Annotated in this window: 14 protein-coding genes; 5 read left to right on the top strand and 9 right to left on the bottom strand. The window is 62.6% G+C overall.

The features are described from left to right. Positions 1-162 precede the first annotated feature (162 nt). Both L6963_RS09660 and L6963_RS09655 read left to right on the top strand, forming a co-directional pair. Complete coding sequence (locus L6963_RS09660) at positions 163-774, top strand: GNAT family N-acetyltransferase (RefSeq protein ID WP_237207490.1); 612 nt, start codon at positions 163-165, stop codon at positions 772-774. 65 nt (positions 775-839) lie between these two features. After that, entirely contained in the window at positions 840-1,928 is a 1,089-nt protein-coding gene (locus L6963_RS09655; protein WP_237207489.1) for a glutathione S-transferase family protein, read from the top strand. Positions 1,929-1,975: 47 nt separating this feature from the next. On the opposite strand, the gene L6963_RS09650 is transcribed toward L6963_RS09655, so the two are convergent. Both L6963_RS09650 and L6963_RS09645 read right to left on the bottom strand, forming a co-directional pair. Beyond that, on the bottom strand, positions 1,976-3,862 hold the full coding sequence (locus L6963_RS09650) for a hypothetical protein (protein ID WP_237207488.1): 1,887 nt from the start codon (positions 3,860-3,862) through the stop codon (positions 1,976-1,978). Between the two features lie 2 nt (positions 3,863-3,864). Next, positions 3,865-4,410: a hypothetical protein gene (locus L6963_RS09645; RefSeq protein WP_237207487.1), complete on the bottom strand. Its 546-nt coding sequence runs from the start codon at positions 4,408-4,410 to the stop codon at positions 3,865-3,867. Positions 4,411-4,676: 266 nt separating this feature from the next. Here L6963_RS09645 and purB point away from each other — a divergent pair, with 266 nt between their 5' ends. Beyond that, positions 4,677-6,110, top strand: a complete 1,434-nt coding sequence (gene purB / locus L6963_RS09640) for an adenylosuccinate lyase (protein ID WP_237207486.1) — start codon at positions 4,677-4,679, stop codon at positions 6,108-6,110. Between the two features lie 92 nt (positions 6,111-6,202). Further along, entirely contained in the window at positions 6,203-7,273 is a 1,071-nt protein-coding gene (locus tag L6963_RS09635; RefSeq protein WP_237207485.1) for a hypothetical protein, read from the top strand. A gap of 79 nt (positions 7,274-7,352) precedes the next feature. Here L6963_RS09635 and ypfJ read toward each other — a convergent pair whose 3' ends face one another. Then, the gene (gene ypfJ / locus L6963_RS09630) at positions 7,353-8,300 is read right to left on the bottom strand and encodes a KPN_02809 family neutral zinc metallopeptidase (protein ID WP_237205207.1); all 948 of its coding nucleotides are present in this window, start codon (positions 8,298-8,300) and stop codon (positions 7,353-7,355) included. Between the two features lie 11 nt (positions 8,301-8,311). Continuing rightward, positions 8,312-9,115 carry a di- and tripeptidase gene (locus L6963_RS09625; protein ID WP_237207484.1) on the bottom strand — a complete coding sequence of 268 codons (804 nt, stop codon included), beginning with the start codon at positions 9,113-9,115 and terminating at the stop codon, positions 8,312-8,314. A gap of 730 nt (positions 9,116-9,845) precedes the next feature. On the opposite strand from L6963_RS09625, the gene L6963_RS09620 reads away from it, so the two are divergent. After that, a complete protein-coding gene (locus L6963_RS09620) occupies positions 9,846-10,109 on the top strand; it encodes a hypothetical protein (protein WP_237207483.1) in 264 nt (87 codons plus the stop codon). Here the strand turns inward: L6963_RS09620 and L6963_RS09615 are convergent. The 5 genes from L6963_RS09615 to L6963_RS09595 all read right to left on the bottom strand — a co-directional run bounded on the left by L6963_RS09615 (position 10,106) and on the right by L6963_RS09595 (position 13,844). Continuing rightward, a complete protein-coding gene (locus L6963_RS09615) occupies positions 10,106-10,915 on the bottom strand; it encodes a spermidine synthase (protein WP_237207482.1) in 810 nt (269 codons plus the stop codon). The genes L6963_RS09620 and L6963_RS09615 overlap by 4 nt on opposite strands. A gap of 26 nt (positions 10,916-10,941) precedes the next feature. Then, positions 10,942-11,886 carry a cation diffusion facilitator family transporter gene (locus tag L6963_RS09610; RefSeq protein ID WP_237207481.1) on the bottom strand — a complete coding sequence of 315 codons (945 nt, stop codon included), beginning with the start codon at positions 11,884-11,886 and terminating at the stop codon, positions 10,942-10,944. A gap of 11 nt (positions 11,887-11,897) precedes the next feature. Further along, positions 11,898-12,215: an acylphosphatase gene (locus L6963_RS09605; RefSeq protein ID WP_237207480.1), complete on the bottom strand. Its 318-nt coding sequence runs from the start codon at positions 12,213-12,215 to the stop codon at positions 11,898-11,900. A 17-nt stretch (positions 12,216-12,232) separates the two neighbouring features. Continuing rightward, positions 12,233-13,048 (bottom strand): carbon-nitrogen hydrolase family protein, encoded by an 816-nt coding sequence (locus L6963_RS09600; RefSeq protein ID WP_237207479.1) that lies wholly within the window; start codon positions 13,046-13,048, stop codon positions 12,233-12,235. A 124-nt stretch (positions 13,049-13,172) separates the two neighbouring features. Beyond that, positions 13,173-13,844 (bottom strand): DsbA family protein, encoded by a 672-nt coding sequence (locus L6963_RS09595; RefSeq protein WP_237207478.1) that lies wholly within the window; start codon positions 13,842-13,844, stop codon positions 13,173-13,175. Between the last annotated feature and the right edge of the window lie 136 nt (positions 13,845-13,980).

The following is a 13,980-nucleotide window of genomic DNA, read 5'->3' as shown; positions in this document are numbered from 1 at the left end:
ACACACGCAGACGACACTCCTGGTGCAACCTTCTAGCCCCCGATGACTTCGAAGCACTCACATCAGCTACACTGACCCAAGCAGCATAGCTAACCCCCGACGTGTCTACTTTCCAGGGGTCAGGCCCAGGGTAGTGACAGTGATGTGAAAGGACGGGTACGCATGGGTTTTGTAGCTGATGGCAGGTATGTGGTGGCGCCGGTGGGCGCTGAGGACGCAGAGAAGTATGTTGACCTGCAGTTACGGTGCCTGGCGGAGACCTATAACGGGCTGGTAGACCCCGGTTTTGGGGCCCGGCAGGCGGCTAACCGGGATGGCTGGCTGGAAGAGTTTGCTGAGAATATCGCAGCGCCCGGTGCCCGCGCCTTTTTTGCCTACGAGAATCCGGCATGGACGCCCGCCAGTGGTCTGAGCTGTGCGGTGGGAGGCGAGATTGATTGGGAGGCCCCGGTCGGTTTTGCGCTGTCCCGCCCCGGCCCCCTGGCCTGGGAGCTAGAGATTGGCCTACCCCCGGTTGATGAGGGGACGCGGGAGCTCACCCACCTTTATACTCTTGCATCGACTCACGGCACGGGCTTGGGGGCGGCTCTTTTTGATGCTGTTCTCTACCCTGATGAACCTGCCTACCTCTGGTACATCGTGGGCAATGAGCGGGCTCGGGAGTTTTATGGCCGCCGGGGCTTTGAGGACGAGGGGCTCCCCATTGACTGCGGTGGCGCCTGGGCTCACGCGCGAACAGCTCGTATGTACCGCGGGCTGACGCTGCCCTCTTAGGTAGAGCCTTCAGGACGCCCCACACGATGCTTTACTTTGAAAGTATTGTGTGGGAAAGTTCTTATATGAGCGCTACCGAACAGACAGAGCATTCAACCCGCGGCTCCTACGTGCACGCCGGGGAAGAATACAACCGCGATACCACCTACATTGAAGACCGCATTGTTGCAGACCCCGCCGCTACTGCCCAGCTTGACCCCAACCACCAACTCTGGCCAGTCAAGCCCGGTGCCTACCGCCTGGTAGCCGCCCGCGCCTGCCCCTGGGCTAACCGCACCCTGATCGTCCGCCGTCTGCTAGGTCTCGAAGATGCTCTCTCCATTGGCTTACCCGGCCCCACCCACGACGCCCGCTCCTGGACCTTTGACCTCGATGAAGACGGCAAGGACCCGGTACTGGGCATTGAGCGCCTGCAGCAGGCCTACTTTGCCCGCTTCCCCGACTACCCCCGCGGCATTACGGTGCCCGCCATTGTCGATATTGAATCAGGTGGCGTAATCACCAATAACTTCCCGCAGATTACCGAGGACTTCTCGAAGGAGTGGAAGGCCTACCACCGCGAGGGAGCCCCTGACCTCTGGCCCGCTGAGCTCGAAGAGGAAATGCGGGCGGTGATGAAGCGTATCTACACCGAAATCAACAACGGGGTGTACCGTTGCGGTTTTGCCGGTTCCCAGGAGTCCTACGAGGCAGCCTACGACCGCCTCTGGACGGCCCTAGACTGGGTTGAAGAGCGCCTGGCCACCCGCCGCTACCTCATGGGGGACCACATCACCGAAGCAGATGTGCGCCTCTTTACCACCCTGGTACGCTTTGACGCGGTCTACTACAGTCACTTCAAGTGCAACCGCCAGACCCTGACCTCCATGCCTAACCTCTGGGGCTACGCCCGCGACCTCTTCCAGACCCCCGGGTTTGGCGATACCGTGGACTTCCAGCAAATCAAAGAACACTATTTTATTGTTCACGAGGACATCAATCCCACCGGCATCGTGCCCGCCGGCCCTGACCTGGCCGGCTGGCTCACCCCGCACGGGCGTGAGGCGCTAGGCGGCTCCCCCTTCGATACGGACGCCGGCGCCACTGCCCCTGCCCCGGTACGGGAAGCCGAGCGGGTAGCGTCCGGCCATAACCCCCTCTACCCGGCAGCTTAAGCGCCCGCCGGTTCGTCCGTCTCGTAGCCTGGCTCCGCCCCGGTAGCTCACTCGGGCGGGGTCGAGCTGGCGGGCAAAAAGACTCTCACCCCCTCATCGATTGCTTCGTCACTGATGAGGTCACCCACCCCAGCTAGATTGGTCAGGTTGCGCACCTGCTGCTGGGCGGTGGGTTCATACACCCGGATACTGCTATCGGGCAGGGGCGCAGGCGGCCGCTCCCCCACCGCTGGCAGGGTGATGGTGGGGTTATAGAGCTGCACACCGCCAATTTCTACCTTGCGCAGCTGGGTATCGAGCCAGCGATCCCCCTTCTGTATCACCTCGGTATCTAAGGTGCGCAGGGCTGCGTCGGCATCCTGGTAGAGGTCAGAGGGGTTAATGCTGGAACTATTGATCAAGCGGTTGCCCAACCCTATTTTCTGAGCCCCCGCGTGCACAGCGTTACCAACTCCCGCTATAGCCATCTGTTCCTGTTCGGTGCGGGTGATGTCGGGCTTCTGGGTCGTGCCGGCGGTAATCGTCGTTTTTACCACGCTGTAGCCGCCCATCAAACCCTGCAGCTCGGGTATCACCCGCTCCGTACCGGGGTTTGCGCCCGCAATCTTCACGTAGTCCGCAGCCCCGTGAACCGAGGCATCTGCAGGTCTGTGCTGCATCACGGTAGACGCATCGGGCGCGTAGTCGGGGCGGTCACCCTGAAGGTAGGGGACGGGATCGCCCTTATACCGGGTATCAACGTGGGTCACCGAGGCAGGTACCTTGATCTCGTCCACCGGACTGCCCTGGGTGATGAGCCCCTTGACCCGGTAGCGGGAACCGAAGGACGTATTGGCCGCGAGCGCACCGGCAGCTAGCCCGCCCTGGCTGAACCCGGCCAGAATCACGCCGTTGCCCTCAGCCGCCCCTGCCTGTTCCAGGGCTCGCTCTACCTGGGTCATCAGGGCCGTGTACTGGTTAGGGGCCAGGTCGGAGCCATACCCCGAGGTAGCACTTCCGGCGGTACCGGCCCAGGTGTTTGTGCCCCCGCGCCAGGGTTGCAAGAAATCCTCGCGCTCGCTGTCGCCGTCTGTGCCGGGAATAGTGACCAGGTACTGGGTTTCACCGGTTTCTGGGTTGTGGAGGGTTTGAACCATGACATGGTCCCAGGCCCCCTGGTAGTGGGCGGCTTCAAAGAGCTCATCACCCCGGCTCTCTATGCCTTCCATGCGCTGGAAGTGCTCGGCGATTCCGCGGGCGCTCAGGGGTAGCTCCTGGCCGTAGTGCGTGGGGTGTGAGCGAGGGATGCTCTTACCGGGGTCTAGATTATCGACGCGCAGGCTGGGGCTGATGACGTCCGTCATGTCGCGGGTAGCCCGTAGGCGCCCGTTCGCACCCGTTACCTGCACCAGCTTATTAAGTCCCTTAGTCGTATCCTGCATGACCTTACGCCCATCGGGAGTAGTGCGAGCCAGCAAGAAGGCGTCCTTCGCGTAGACCACCGCCAGCACCGCTCCCCGCTTAACAACCAGCTTAAGCAGGTCAACCCGGTAGCCGAAGGCCGACTGGGTGCCACGCAGCACCGCCATGCCCAGGGTCTGAGCCTGATTCGTCTGGTTAATAACCCGATTGGCGAAGTCCTCCGCCTGCCGGTAGTTCTCAGCGGCGCTCTGCACGCCTCGGGCTAGGCCCCGCATACCCGCCACCATGGTGGTGAGCGTTAGGGTGCTGGTACCCAAGGACGCCAGGGCGCGGCTACCTGCCCCCGTCAGGTCGAGGGATGCCAAAAGAGCCACACGCGCAGTGAGACCACCCAGTTCCCGGCTCGCTTCTTCGTACCGCCCAGCCACGGCAGCAAGCTGGTGAGCTAGGGGCTCTAGCTCAGAGAACTCCACCGAGATACGGCCACCCGAAGGGCCTGCCCCCGGGGCACCAGAAACGTATGCTGCGACCACGCCTACCACCCCTCTCCTGCCAAAGTAGCGCTCACACGGGCAAGCAGAGGGTTACCCATAGCCGAAGTAAGAGCCCCCTGCAGGGCAGGTAGATTAGCCCGCTCGGCGTGCACAATAAAGTCGTCAAAGTCGATATCGTCCAGCACCGCCATACCCGCTAAGGCGGCATCAAAAGCAGCCCCGGCAGCACCGATAGCAGAAGCCACCAGCTCAAGCTCAGCAGCAACAGCCTCACCGGCCAACCGCACCTCCTGGGCACCGGCCTCCAACTCCCCCTGCAGAGCCCTAGCTGCACCCCCTTCTGCCTCCAAAGCCCCCTGAAAGGCACGGCCAGCCACAGAATCCCACTGCACCTGCCCCGCAGCTAAAGCCTGCCCAGAGGCCTGCCCGATGGCGTCCGCCTGCCCCAACACCTGCTGCGCCAGCGCAGCAGACCACTCCCGCACCCGCTGAGCCAAACCCAGTGCACCCGCGGACGCGCTCGCAGCTCCCTGACTTCCCAGGCCAACCCTGCCCGCAGCCGCGACAAGCTCATACACCGAAGGCATCGCTTTTCCTCCTCACTTCTTTCACGGGCGATTCCTTAGCCCACACCCTAAAAGCAGCACCCGGCGGGACACCAGCGTCCGCCCGCCTGTGGATAAGCCCCGCCCCGGCCGTCCGCGCACACCACCCCAAAATTGGTGCAGCCGTGACGCACAATGACGCAGTGAGTTCACACCCCTTGACGGCAGCCACCGCCTACCCGTAAAAGCCCATCTCACACCCCCGCTAAAACGTGCGCCACCCCACCTAGCCGTGAGAAACTAGAGACATGTCTCATCGCGAAAACTGCACCACCCTGCCCTCTGGCCGTCACTCCCTCACCGGCGCGGGTCTTGCCCTCGGCGCCCTCGACGGACGCTACAAGGCCGCCACCGAACCCTTGGTCGACTACCTCTCAGAAGCCGCCCTCAACCGCGACCGCATCCACGTTGAGGTCGAATGGTTCATCTACCTCTGCGACCACCAGGTACTGCCCGGTCTTGAGCCCCTCACCGACGAACAGCGCGCCGGCCTGCGCGCCATCGTCACCGACTTCACCGAAGAATCTGCCGCCGAGCTGGCAGAAATCGAAGCCGTCACCGTGCACGATGTGAAGGCCGTAGAATACTTCATCGCCCGCCGCCTCGAGCCCCTGGGCCTGGGCCATCTCAAGCCCCTGGTCCACTTCGGCTGCACTAGTGAAGACATCAACAACCTCTCCTACGCCCTGGGTATCAAGGACGCCGTCACCAACGTCTGGCTGCCCGCCGCCCGCGGCCTGGTTGAGCAGATCATGAAGCTGGCCGAAGAAGCCCGCGACGTGCCCATGCTTTCTCGCACCCACGGCCAGCCCGCCACCCCCTCAACCCTGGGCAAGGAACTGGCTGTTTTCGCCTACCGCCTCAACCGCCAGATCAAGCACGTTGAAAACGCTGAATTCCTGGGCAAGATCAACGGCGCAACCGGCACCTACTCCGCCCACGTCGTCTCTGTACCCACCGCCGACTGGCAGAAGATTTCAGAAGAGTTCGTCACCGGCCTGGGCCTGGACTGGAACCCCCTGACCACCCAGATCGAAAACCATGACTGGCAGGCTGAGCTCTACTCCTCCATCGCCCACTTCAACCAGGTGCTGCACAACCTCTGCACCGACGTGTGGAGCTACATCTCTATTCGCTTCTTCCGCCAGATTCCCGTAGCAGGCGCGACCGGCTCCTCCACCATGCCCCACAAGGTCAACCCCATCCGCTTCGAGAATGCCGAGGCCAACCTGGAAATCTCCAACGCCCTGCTGAACACCCTGGGGGCAACCCTGGTTCAGTCCCGCTGGCAGCGCGACCTGACCGATTCATCCTCCCAGCGCAACATCGGTGTGGCCTTCGGCCACTCCGTACTGGCTATCTCAAACGTGGTCAAGGGCCTGGAGCGCCTAGACATCGCTACCGACGTCATCGCCCAAGACCTCGACGAGAACTGGGAGGTGCTGGCCGAGGCGATTCAGATGGTCATGCGCGCCGAAGCAATCGCGGGCGTCCCCGGCATGGAGGACCCCTACGAGCGCCTCAAGGAGCTGACCCGCGGCCACCGCGTCGATGCCGCCCGCCTCAAGGAATTCGTCGCTGAACTCGGTCTGAGTGCGGACGCCGAAGCCCGGCTATCTGAGCTCACCCCGGCTACCTACATCGGTCTGGCTCCCTCTCTGCTAGAGCACGCCACCCGCTAAAGACTGACTCGCGCAGGTCACATAGAAAACCCCGTCATACCTGGCGGGGTTTTCTACTCCCCCGAGAGGCTTTCACTTTTAGGATAGAAGGTATGACCGAGAACTCCCGCCCCACAGACAGCTCACCCGAGCAGACCCCGCTGGCTGTGCGCCGCCTGCGCAAGCTCCGTGCCCGCTACCCCGACGCCACCCCCGCCGACCTAGCAGAGCGCCTAGGCGGAATCTTCGTGCGCGACTTCACCCTGGTCGGGTCAGCCCAGGCAGGGGCACAGGAGCTGACCCCCAACGTCCTCGGCAGCGTTACCCGCAACCGCCGCGTCGCCGGGATCACCCAAGCAGCCGCCCACCTGGGCGCGGTGCAGCAGGGCATGGCCACCTACAGCCGAGCCGCCAACAAGGGCATTAACACCACCGCCCACGTGGGCAGTGCCCAGGCCGTCAAAACCTACCTGCACGGCATGGCCCTGCTACACGGTCTTCACGTTGAAAGCAGCGACGAGGCCGCAACCGCTATCTTGGGAGCCGAAGTCAACGATATTCTCACCCAGATGCAGGAGGCCCCCCGCGATGGTGGAGCCACCCAGCAGATGAACATTCTGGGAGCCGTAGCCGCCATCGGCCTGCGCAACCCTCAGACCCTGCTGCTGGTCAAGGCAGGCGAACAGCTAGTCAAGGCAGGAGGCGCTGTTTTCGCTAGTCAGAAGATGCGCCGGGATTTTGCCCAGCAGATTATCGCCCAGGTAGACCAGAACCTGGGGGCAGCTCCCGACCAGCTACCTGCCAGTACCCTCACGGTCTTGAACAGCGGGCAGGACGCCGGCAGCCCGGCAGGCGGGTCGGAGCAGGGCAGCGGGGGCTCGGCACCCGCCGACGATGACGCTGACCTGCTAGAACTTTCCGCCGAAGAGGTCAGTGCCATTGAAGCACCTGAGCCGGTAGCGCCTTCTGCTCTGGAAGAGCCCGAGCCGGTCGAGCCCTCCCAGATTGAGGTACCCGAGCCGGTGACGGCGTCCGCCATTGAAGACCCGGCCCCGGTGGTGACCGAAACTCAGGTACGGCCCAGTACCGAAGCGGAGCTGGCGGCAGCCGACGGGGCAACCGCCAAGGGTGCCCGCCTAGCTGCCCGCGCGTTCGTCCGCGCCCGTTCTCGTTTCAAGGGTTAAAAGAAGGGACCAGATTCCTCCCGTATACCGTGTGGACGTTAGGTACTTTGGGAGGAATCTGGTCCCTACCTGCTACTAGCTAGGAGTTGAAGGGCTGGGCGCACGCTGCCATGGTGCCCTCGGTGTAGCCCTTGGTAAACCAGCTGACGCGCTGTTCTGACGAACCGTGGGTCCACAGGTCGGGGTTAACCTCTTGACCCGAAGAACGCTGAATCGCATCGTCACCAATGGCGCGGGCCGTATCGATGGCCTGCTGAATCTGGCTCTCGGTCAGGGGGTCCAGCAGGGCGTTTTCACCCTTATCAGCCTGGGAAGCCCAGACGCCGGCATAGCAGTCGGCCTGAACCTCAACCTGTACAGCGCCCGAATCAGCGCCCGGATCCTGGTAGTTGGAGTACTTCAGGGTGCCCATGGTCTGCTGAATGTGGTGGGCGAACTCGTGGGCGGTCACGTACATGACCGCAAAATCACCGTTCGACCCGCCCATAGCCTTGAGCTGGTCAAAGAAGGGAACCGACATATACACGGTCTGGTCAGCCGGGCAGTAGAAGGGGCCGGTCTGCGAGATATTGGCGGTACCGCAGCCGGTAGAGAGCTGGCCCTCCCCCAGCACCAGGTCGGGTGCGGTGTAGGAGATACCCGCCTCTGCTGGGAGCTTCTCTTCCCACACCATATCCAGACTCACGCCGGTCGCCAGAATACGGCAATCATCGTAGCGGTTGGCGTCCTCATAGGTCTGGCAGTGGTCGAAGTTCCCGGCGCCGGTAACCTGGTCCTGCTGGGCTTCGGTGCCGTACATGGAGTTAGAACTACCGCCAGTCAGGCCACCAAGGCTGCCCGAGGCAAAGAGGAAGATAGCACCAAGAACAAGCACGCCGGGAATACCGAACTTCCGAGCTACGCTACCCATGAGCATCATCATGAGCGGGTTCGCACCACCGCCACCACCGCCACCACCGGAGCGGCCGTTGCCGCCCGATGAGCCTCGCTGGGAGTAGTTGTTATTTAGGTTGTCGTTAAAACCCATGGCAGTTCTCTTTACTTCTCAAGCTGCGCGGTCTCACTCTGCGCACCCTCGGAGGTGCCGGCGTCCTCGCCCTTGCCACCCTCAAACTTGGGAGCCCGGTCGGAGTTAAGGGCATCGGGGAAGACAGCGGGCAGGGCACCGAAGGTCTGCTCGACCGACTTGACCACGTTCTTACCCAGGGCCAGGTTGGCACCGCCACCCACCACAGCACCAATACCAAACGGCAGGGCACGGCCGAGCAGGGCGCCAGACTGGCGGGTCAAGAAACGCTTAATGAACATATTGCGAATGGTGCGCTCAATGCTGAAGATCTTGCCGGAGTCCTTGGAGCCCATCATCATGCCCCACTTACGGGAGACACCGCCGGTCTTACCGGTGTGGGCCAGAATCGAGTTCATGAGCACGGAGCCGTCCTCACCCAGCATGATCGCCATGACCATGAGACGGGACTTTTCGGGATCATCAACGTGCACGCCGTGCAGCTCAGCCATAGCCTGCGCGTAGATAGCGGTGCGTTCCAGGTAGCCGCCCACCGCCAGGGCAGACAGGCCGACGGACGCCGCAGTACCCAGACCGGGCACGAAAGCGGTTGCGCCCACGGCGCCGCCACCAACGGTCACATCGCGCAGGTAGGCCTTTTCGAGGCGCTTGGCAATCTGGTCGGGGGTCTCGTTAGGGTGCTTCTCACGCATCTTCTTGAGCATGGAAACAATCAGGGGGCGCTGAACCTTCAGCACAGTGTCGACAGTGCGGGTAACTGCGGGCTTGGGCTGACCGTTAGCGTCGAAAGCGCTAGATGCGTTGAAGTTGAACATAGCTTTTAGTTTACCGGCAAACGGCCCTAAACACAGTGTGCTTGCTATCGTGTATGCCCTGGGCATGACAGGTTACGCAGCACCTCTAGGTGGTAACTGTGGCACCGGCCGCCACATGTGTGAGCGGCACCGTAACATTTGGCGGTCAGCGCCACCCCTACGGCAGGCAGCCACCTACACTGTTTGCAGTACCCCTCGCGAAAGAAGGCACCTGTGCAGGCAGTTCGTTCTCGTTTCACCGACTCCGATAAGACCACCGGCGTGCTTCTCGTGATCGGCTCCTGTATCTCTCTACAGATAGGCGCGGCTTTTGCGGTGCAGCTCTTCCCCCAGCTGGGTGCCTGGGGCGTCACTACCCTGCGGCTAGGGGTAGCTGCCCTAGTCATCTGCGCTCTTACCCGGCCCCGTTTCTGGGCCTGGGACCTACCCCAGTGGATTGCCGTGGCCCTACTCGGGGCATCTTTTGCCTTTATGAACGGGGCCTTCTACCACGCCATCGAGCTGCTGCCTTTGGGACTGGCGGTGTCTGTAGAATTTATCGGCCCGCTCGTGCTCGCAGCGGTGCTTTCCCGCCGTCTCATTGACGGGCTCTGGATCGGGCTAGCCACCATCGGTATGGCCCTCATCGGAGTTGAAAAGGCCTTCGGGGCCGAACATATCTCCACTCTAGGCCTGGCCTTTGCCCTGGTCGCAGGCTTTTTCTGGGCCTGCTATATTCTGGCGAGCTCCCGTGTGGGCAGGCTCATCGACGGGGCTGGCGGCCCTGCGCCGCCTGCCCAACAATGTCTTCTCTATTCTGCTCAGCCTGGAACCCGGCATCGCGGCTATCGGCGGCTGGCTGTTACTCTCCCAAGACACCGGGGCTCTGCGCTGGACGGCAATTCTACTGCTGACGGCAGCCTCCATGGGCATCACCATCACCTCACGCCCTCAGCGGGCAGCGGGCGAACCCGCTCCCGTCACCAGCACTATCGCTCAGGTAGACGCACCCTAGCCCAGCTTCCCCAGGAGCTCCACCAGCTCGTCAGTGCCCAGGGCGGACGCTGGGTGCGGCCCGGCGCCGACCAGGTAGGTCGCTGCGTCCTGGGTGAGGGCCACGTGGGAGCCCACCAGAATAAGGTTGCCCGCATGGCGGCCACCCAGCATGGTGGTATCAGCCAAACACCAGACGTGCTCAAAGACCTCTAATAGGGTTCGGGCCTGGGCCACGAAGAAGCTGAGACCGGCATCGTCGCCCACATTGACGGCCAGCAGGCCGCCCGCACTATCACCGGTTGCCGGGGCCAGGGCCTCGCGCAGGTCGGTGTAAAACTCGGTGGTGGTCAGGTGGGGCGGGGCCTCCCAGCCCGAGAAAATATCGAGAACGACCACATCCAGACCGCCCGGGGCGCCCAACTCATCCCTCAGCCGGGGAGCTGCCGCGGCGGCGTCCTCAATCAAAATTGTGCAGTTAGTACCCTCTGGCAGGGGTAGCTGCTCCATCACAAAACCGGGCAGCTCCCGCTCGATGTCAACAGCCAGCTGGGCTGAGCCGGGCCGGGTGGCCTGAATATAGCGCACCAGGGTCAGAGCCCCTGCCCCCAGGTGGGCAGCGGTGATGGGTGCCCCGGGCTCAGCCTGAAGATCAACCAGGTTGCCGATCCGGCGTAGGTACTCGTAGAAGATGAAGTCGGGGTGGGCTAGATCCACGTGGGACTGCTCTGCCCCGCCGATTTCAAGAATCCGGCCGGTCGCCGAGAAGCCGTCAGGGGCAACGGACGCGCTCAGGCCAGAAAAAGAAAGTTGAATGGTGCGTGACATGTTCTCTAGCCTAGCCCCTTTCCGGTCTAGTGCAGGTGCCGCAGGTCTTCGTCGGCAGCCAGGGAGCGCGGCTCCATCTGGAAGGTGGAGTGCTTGATCGACACCTCAAAATGCTCAGCCACACAGCTTTGCAGGTGCTTGAGAATCTCTACGGAGTGGCCCGAGGTGAAGCACTCGTCGTCGAGCACAATGTGGGCGGTGAGCACCGGCAGGTCGGAGGAAATCTGGCTGGCGTGTAGGTCGTGTACGGCAACCACGTGGGGCTGGCTTTCCAGGTGGCGGCGGACCTCATCGAGATCAAGCCCGCGCGGGGTCGATTCCAGCAGGACCGAGGTGGTTTCGCGGAAGAGCTTGACGGTGCGCGGAATAATGAGCAGGCCGATGAACATAGCGACCAGGGCGTCGGCCTGGTAGAAGCCGGTACGCCATATCACCAGGGCCGAGATAATGACGGCCACCGAACCCAGGGCGTCGTTGAGCACTTCGAGGAAGGCTGCGCGCATATTGAAGTTGGTGCGGTCACCACCGAGAAGCACGGCAATCATCACGATATTGCCCACCAGGCCAATGACGCCGAAAATCAGCACTTCACGGCCGGGTATGGGGGCAGGTTCCAGCAGGCGCTGCACCGCCTCGTAGAGCACAAAGAGCCCAACCCCGAGCAGCACAGCGGCCTGGAACATGGCTGAGAGCACCTCAACCCGGCGGAACCCCCAGGTGTGGCGCGAGGACGCCGGCAGGCGGGCCAGACGCGCGGCGGCCAGGGCAACACTGACCCCCAGGGCATCGGTGAAAACGTGGACCGTGTCAAAGAGCAGGGCCAGAGAACCGGTCAGCCAGGCTCCGGTCAACTGGAAGGCAACCAATGACCAGGCAATAACCACCACAATGATAAGGCGGCGCTCGTTAGCCCCGCTGCCGTGGGAATGCCCGTGGGCATGGCTGTGGGAGTGGCCGTGCGAGTGGCCCATGGTGTGCCTTCCTAGTAGATGCCGAACCCCTTATAGGAGCCAACCGGCTGGGTGATGTCAGAGTCAACATGATTAACCCTACCAGCGGTATCGCCGCCGGTCAGTTCGGCAAGGAGCTGCTCACAGGCGTCCGCGCTGCCCTGGGCGATAATCTCAACCGAGCCGTCGTCCATGTTTTTGGCGTAGCCCACCAGCCCCAGGGGCTTGGCGATACCGGCTACCCACCAGCGGAAGCCCACGCCCTGCACGTGCCCGTAGACGGTCGCCATGAGCTGGGCCTCAGCGGGTTCAGCGGGAGTTTTATCGGTGAAAATATCAAAGAAACCCATGTCAGAAGACCCTTTCTCTAGTAGTCCAGCTTGGCGTTCGCCAGTACGGGTAGAGCCTGGCGGGCCCGGTCTACCTCGGTGAGGTCAAGGTCAACCACCAGAATCTCGGGAGCTTCACCGGCCTCAGCGAGGGTGGCACCAAAGGGCGATACCACCCGGGAATAGCCCACGCCGGTCGGCTGGGTAATATCTGCCCGCGGGTCGGCGCTGGTAGGCGATGCCTGATCAACAGCCAGAACAAACATATTGGAATCTAGGGCACGGGCACTGGTGAGAATCTGCCACTGGCTCACCTTACCCTCACCCCCGGCCCAGGACGCCGCAACAATCGTCGCCTTAGCCCCAGCCCGGGAGTAGTCGGCAAAAAGCTTGGGGAAGCGCACGTCGTAACAGGTGGCCAGGCCAATTTTGGTGCCGTCCACGGTGACGGTCACCAGCTGTTCACCAGCCTTAACGCCCTCAGATTCCTTAAAACCAAAAGCGTCGTAGAGGTGCATCTTGGTGTAGACGGTCTCTACCCCATTCTGGTCGAAACAGTAGAGGTTGTTATAAACCCGCAGGTTCCATTCATCAGAGAGCTGCACCGGGGCGAAGCCGCCCGCCACAACGGTCACGTAGTTCTCGCGGGCAATGTTAGCGAGGGCGGTGCGGAAGGTTAGCTCGTGTTGGGCAGCGTCGTCGTAGAGGCGCCCGCCAAAACTCAGCATGGCTGCCTCGGGGAAGACCACCAGGCGGGCCCCGCGCTCTGCTGCGAGCGCCGTGTATTCACGGATCGTCTCGATATTGCGGGCAACGTCCTTGGTACTGAGCATCTGGGCGAGAGCTATCTTCATACCTTCAACTCTAGAGGGCGCAGCGGGCGGTGACCAGGCGTCCGCCCCGGTGAATGTAATCGAAACCTTCATATGCGCGTTCAAAGAACACGCACATGAAGGTTTCGGCTACCTACACGACTTCTTAGAGACCCGCCGCCTGCTTGAAGGCCGCCACCATGTCGGCGGTGCTGGTGCCTGAATCCACGTTCTCCAGTTTGGTTCCCTCCACCACGAAACTGGGGGTGCCCTTCACACCTGCGGCGACGCCGTCCTGGTACTCCTGCTCAATCAGGGCCAGGGCCTCTTCACTTGCCAGGTCAGACTCGAAACGGGCGCGGTCCAGGCCCAGCTCTTCGGCGTAGTCACCCATGAGGGTGGCGAACTGGGCGGTGTCGGTGATCTCCTTCCAGTCGGCCTGGTGGGTGTAGAGGTGATCAGCCATAGCCACGTAAGCCCCCTGGGCCTCAGCAGCCTGCACTGCCTGGGCTGCGGGAACCGCGTTGGCGTGCATCGACAGCGGGAAGTGACGCACCGTCACGTTCATGGTGCCCTCTAACTCGGCAGCGGCCTCACGGTACTTGGGGTCAGCCTTAGCGCAATAGGGGCACTGCAGATCGGTGTAGAGGGTCACCGTGGGGGCACCGTCGGTCACCGCGTTGAGCTGGTAACCGGCATCGGTGCGGACGCCCACCGCAGCTTCCCCGCTTGCGGCGGCAGAAGCGCTACCGGCAGTCTCGCTAGAACCACCACAGGCCACCAGACCTACAGCCGGAAGAAGGCTCACCAGGGCACGACGGGTTAGCTTCACAGACATAAGACTCTCCTCAAAAAAATACTGCTTCTCCCAGCCTAACCACCCACCCGCGCACCCCGCGGGCACACACTGTCAGCAAGCGTCCGCACCTCATGAGATACCACACAAACACACGCCGCGCCGCCCCTAAAGCCCA

Origin of the sequence: Rothia nasimurium (assembly GCF_928392795.1) — a bacterium.
GTDB classification, from domain to species: Bacteria; Actinomycetota; Actinomycetes; order Actinomycetales; family Micrococcaceae; genus Rothia; species Rothia nasimurium_F.
This window is presented reverse-complemented; position numbering and strand designations above follow the sequence as displayed.

Bases quoted from the DNA above. Each gene is read 5' to 3' on its own strand.
- L6963_RS09660 (WP_237207490.1), top strand. From the start codon at position 163: ATGGGTTTTGTAGCTGATGGCAGGTATGTGGTGGCGCCGGTGGGCGCT.
- L6963_RS09655 (WP_237207489.1), top strand. From the start codon at position 840: ATGAGCGCTACCGAACAGACAGAGCATTCAACCCGCGGCTCCTACGTG.
- L6963_RS09645 (WP_237207487.1), bottom strand. From the start codon at position 4,410: ATGCCTTCGGTGTATGAGCTTGTCGCGGCTGCGGGCAGGGTTGGCCTG.
- purB (WP_237207486.1), top strand. From the start codon at position 4,677: ATGTCTCATCGCGAAAACTGCACCACCCTGCCCTCTGGCCGTCACTCC.
- L6963_RS09635 (WP_237207485.1), top strand. From the start codon at position 6,203: ATGACCGAGAACTCCCGCCCCACAGACAGCTCACCCGAGCAGACCCCG.
- ypfJ (WP_237205207.1), bottom strand. From the start codon at position 8,300: ATGGGTTTTAACGACAACCTAAATAACAACTACTCCCAGCGAGGCTCA.
- L6963_RS09625 (WP_237207484.1), bottom strand. From the start codon at position 9,115: ATGTTCAACTTCAACGCATCTAGCGCTTTCGACGCTAACGGTCAGCCC.
- L6963_RS09615 (WP_237207482.1), bottom strand. From the start codon at position 10,915: ATGTCACGCACCATTCAACTTTCTTTTTCTGGCCTGAGCGCGTCCGTT.
- L6963_RS09610 (WP_237207481.1), bottom strand. From the start codon at position 11,886: ATGGGCCACTCGCACGGCCACTCCCACAGCCATGCCCACGGGCATTCC.
- L6963_RS09605 (WP_237207480.1), bottom strand. From the start codon at position 12,215: ATGGGTTTCTTTGATATTTTCACCGATAAAACTCCCGCTGAACCCGCT.
- L6963_RS09600 (WP_237207479.1), bottom strand. From the start codon at position 13,048: ATGAAGATAGCTCTCGCCCAGATGCTCAGTACCAAGGACGTTGCCCGC.
- L6963_RS09595 (WP_237207478.1), bottom strand. From the start codon at position 13,844: ATGTCTGTGAAGCTAACCCGTCGTGCCCTGGTGAGCCTTCTTCCGGCT.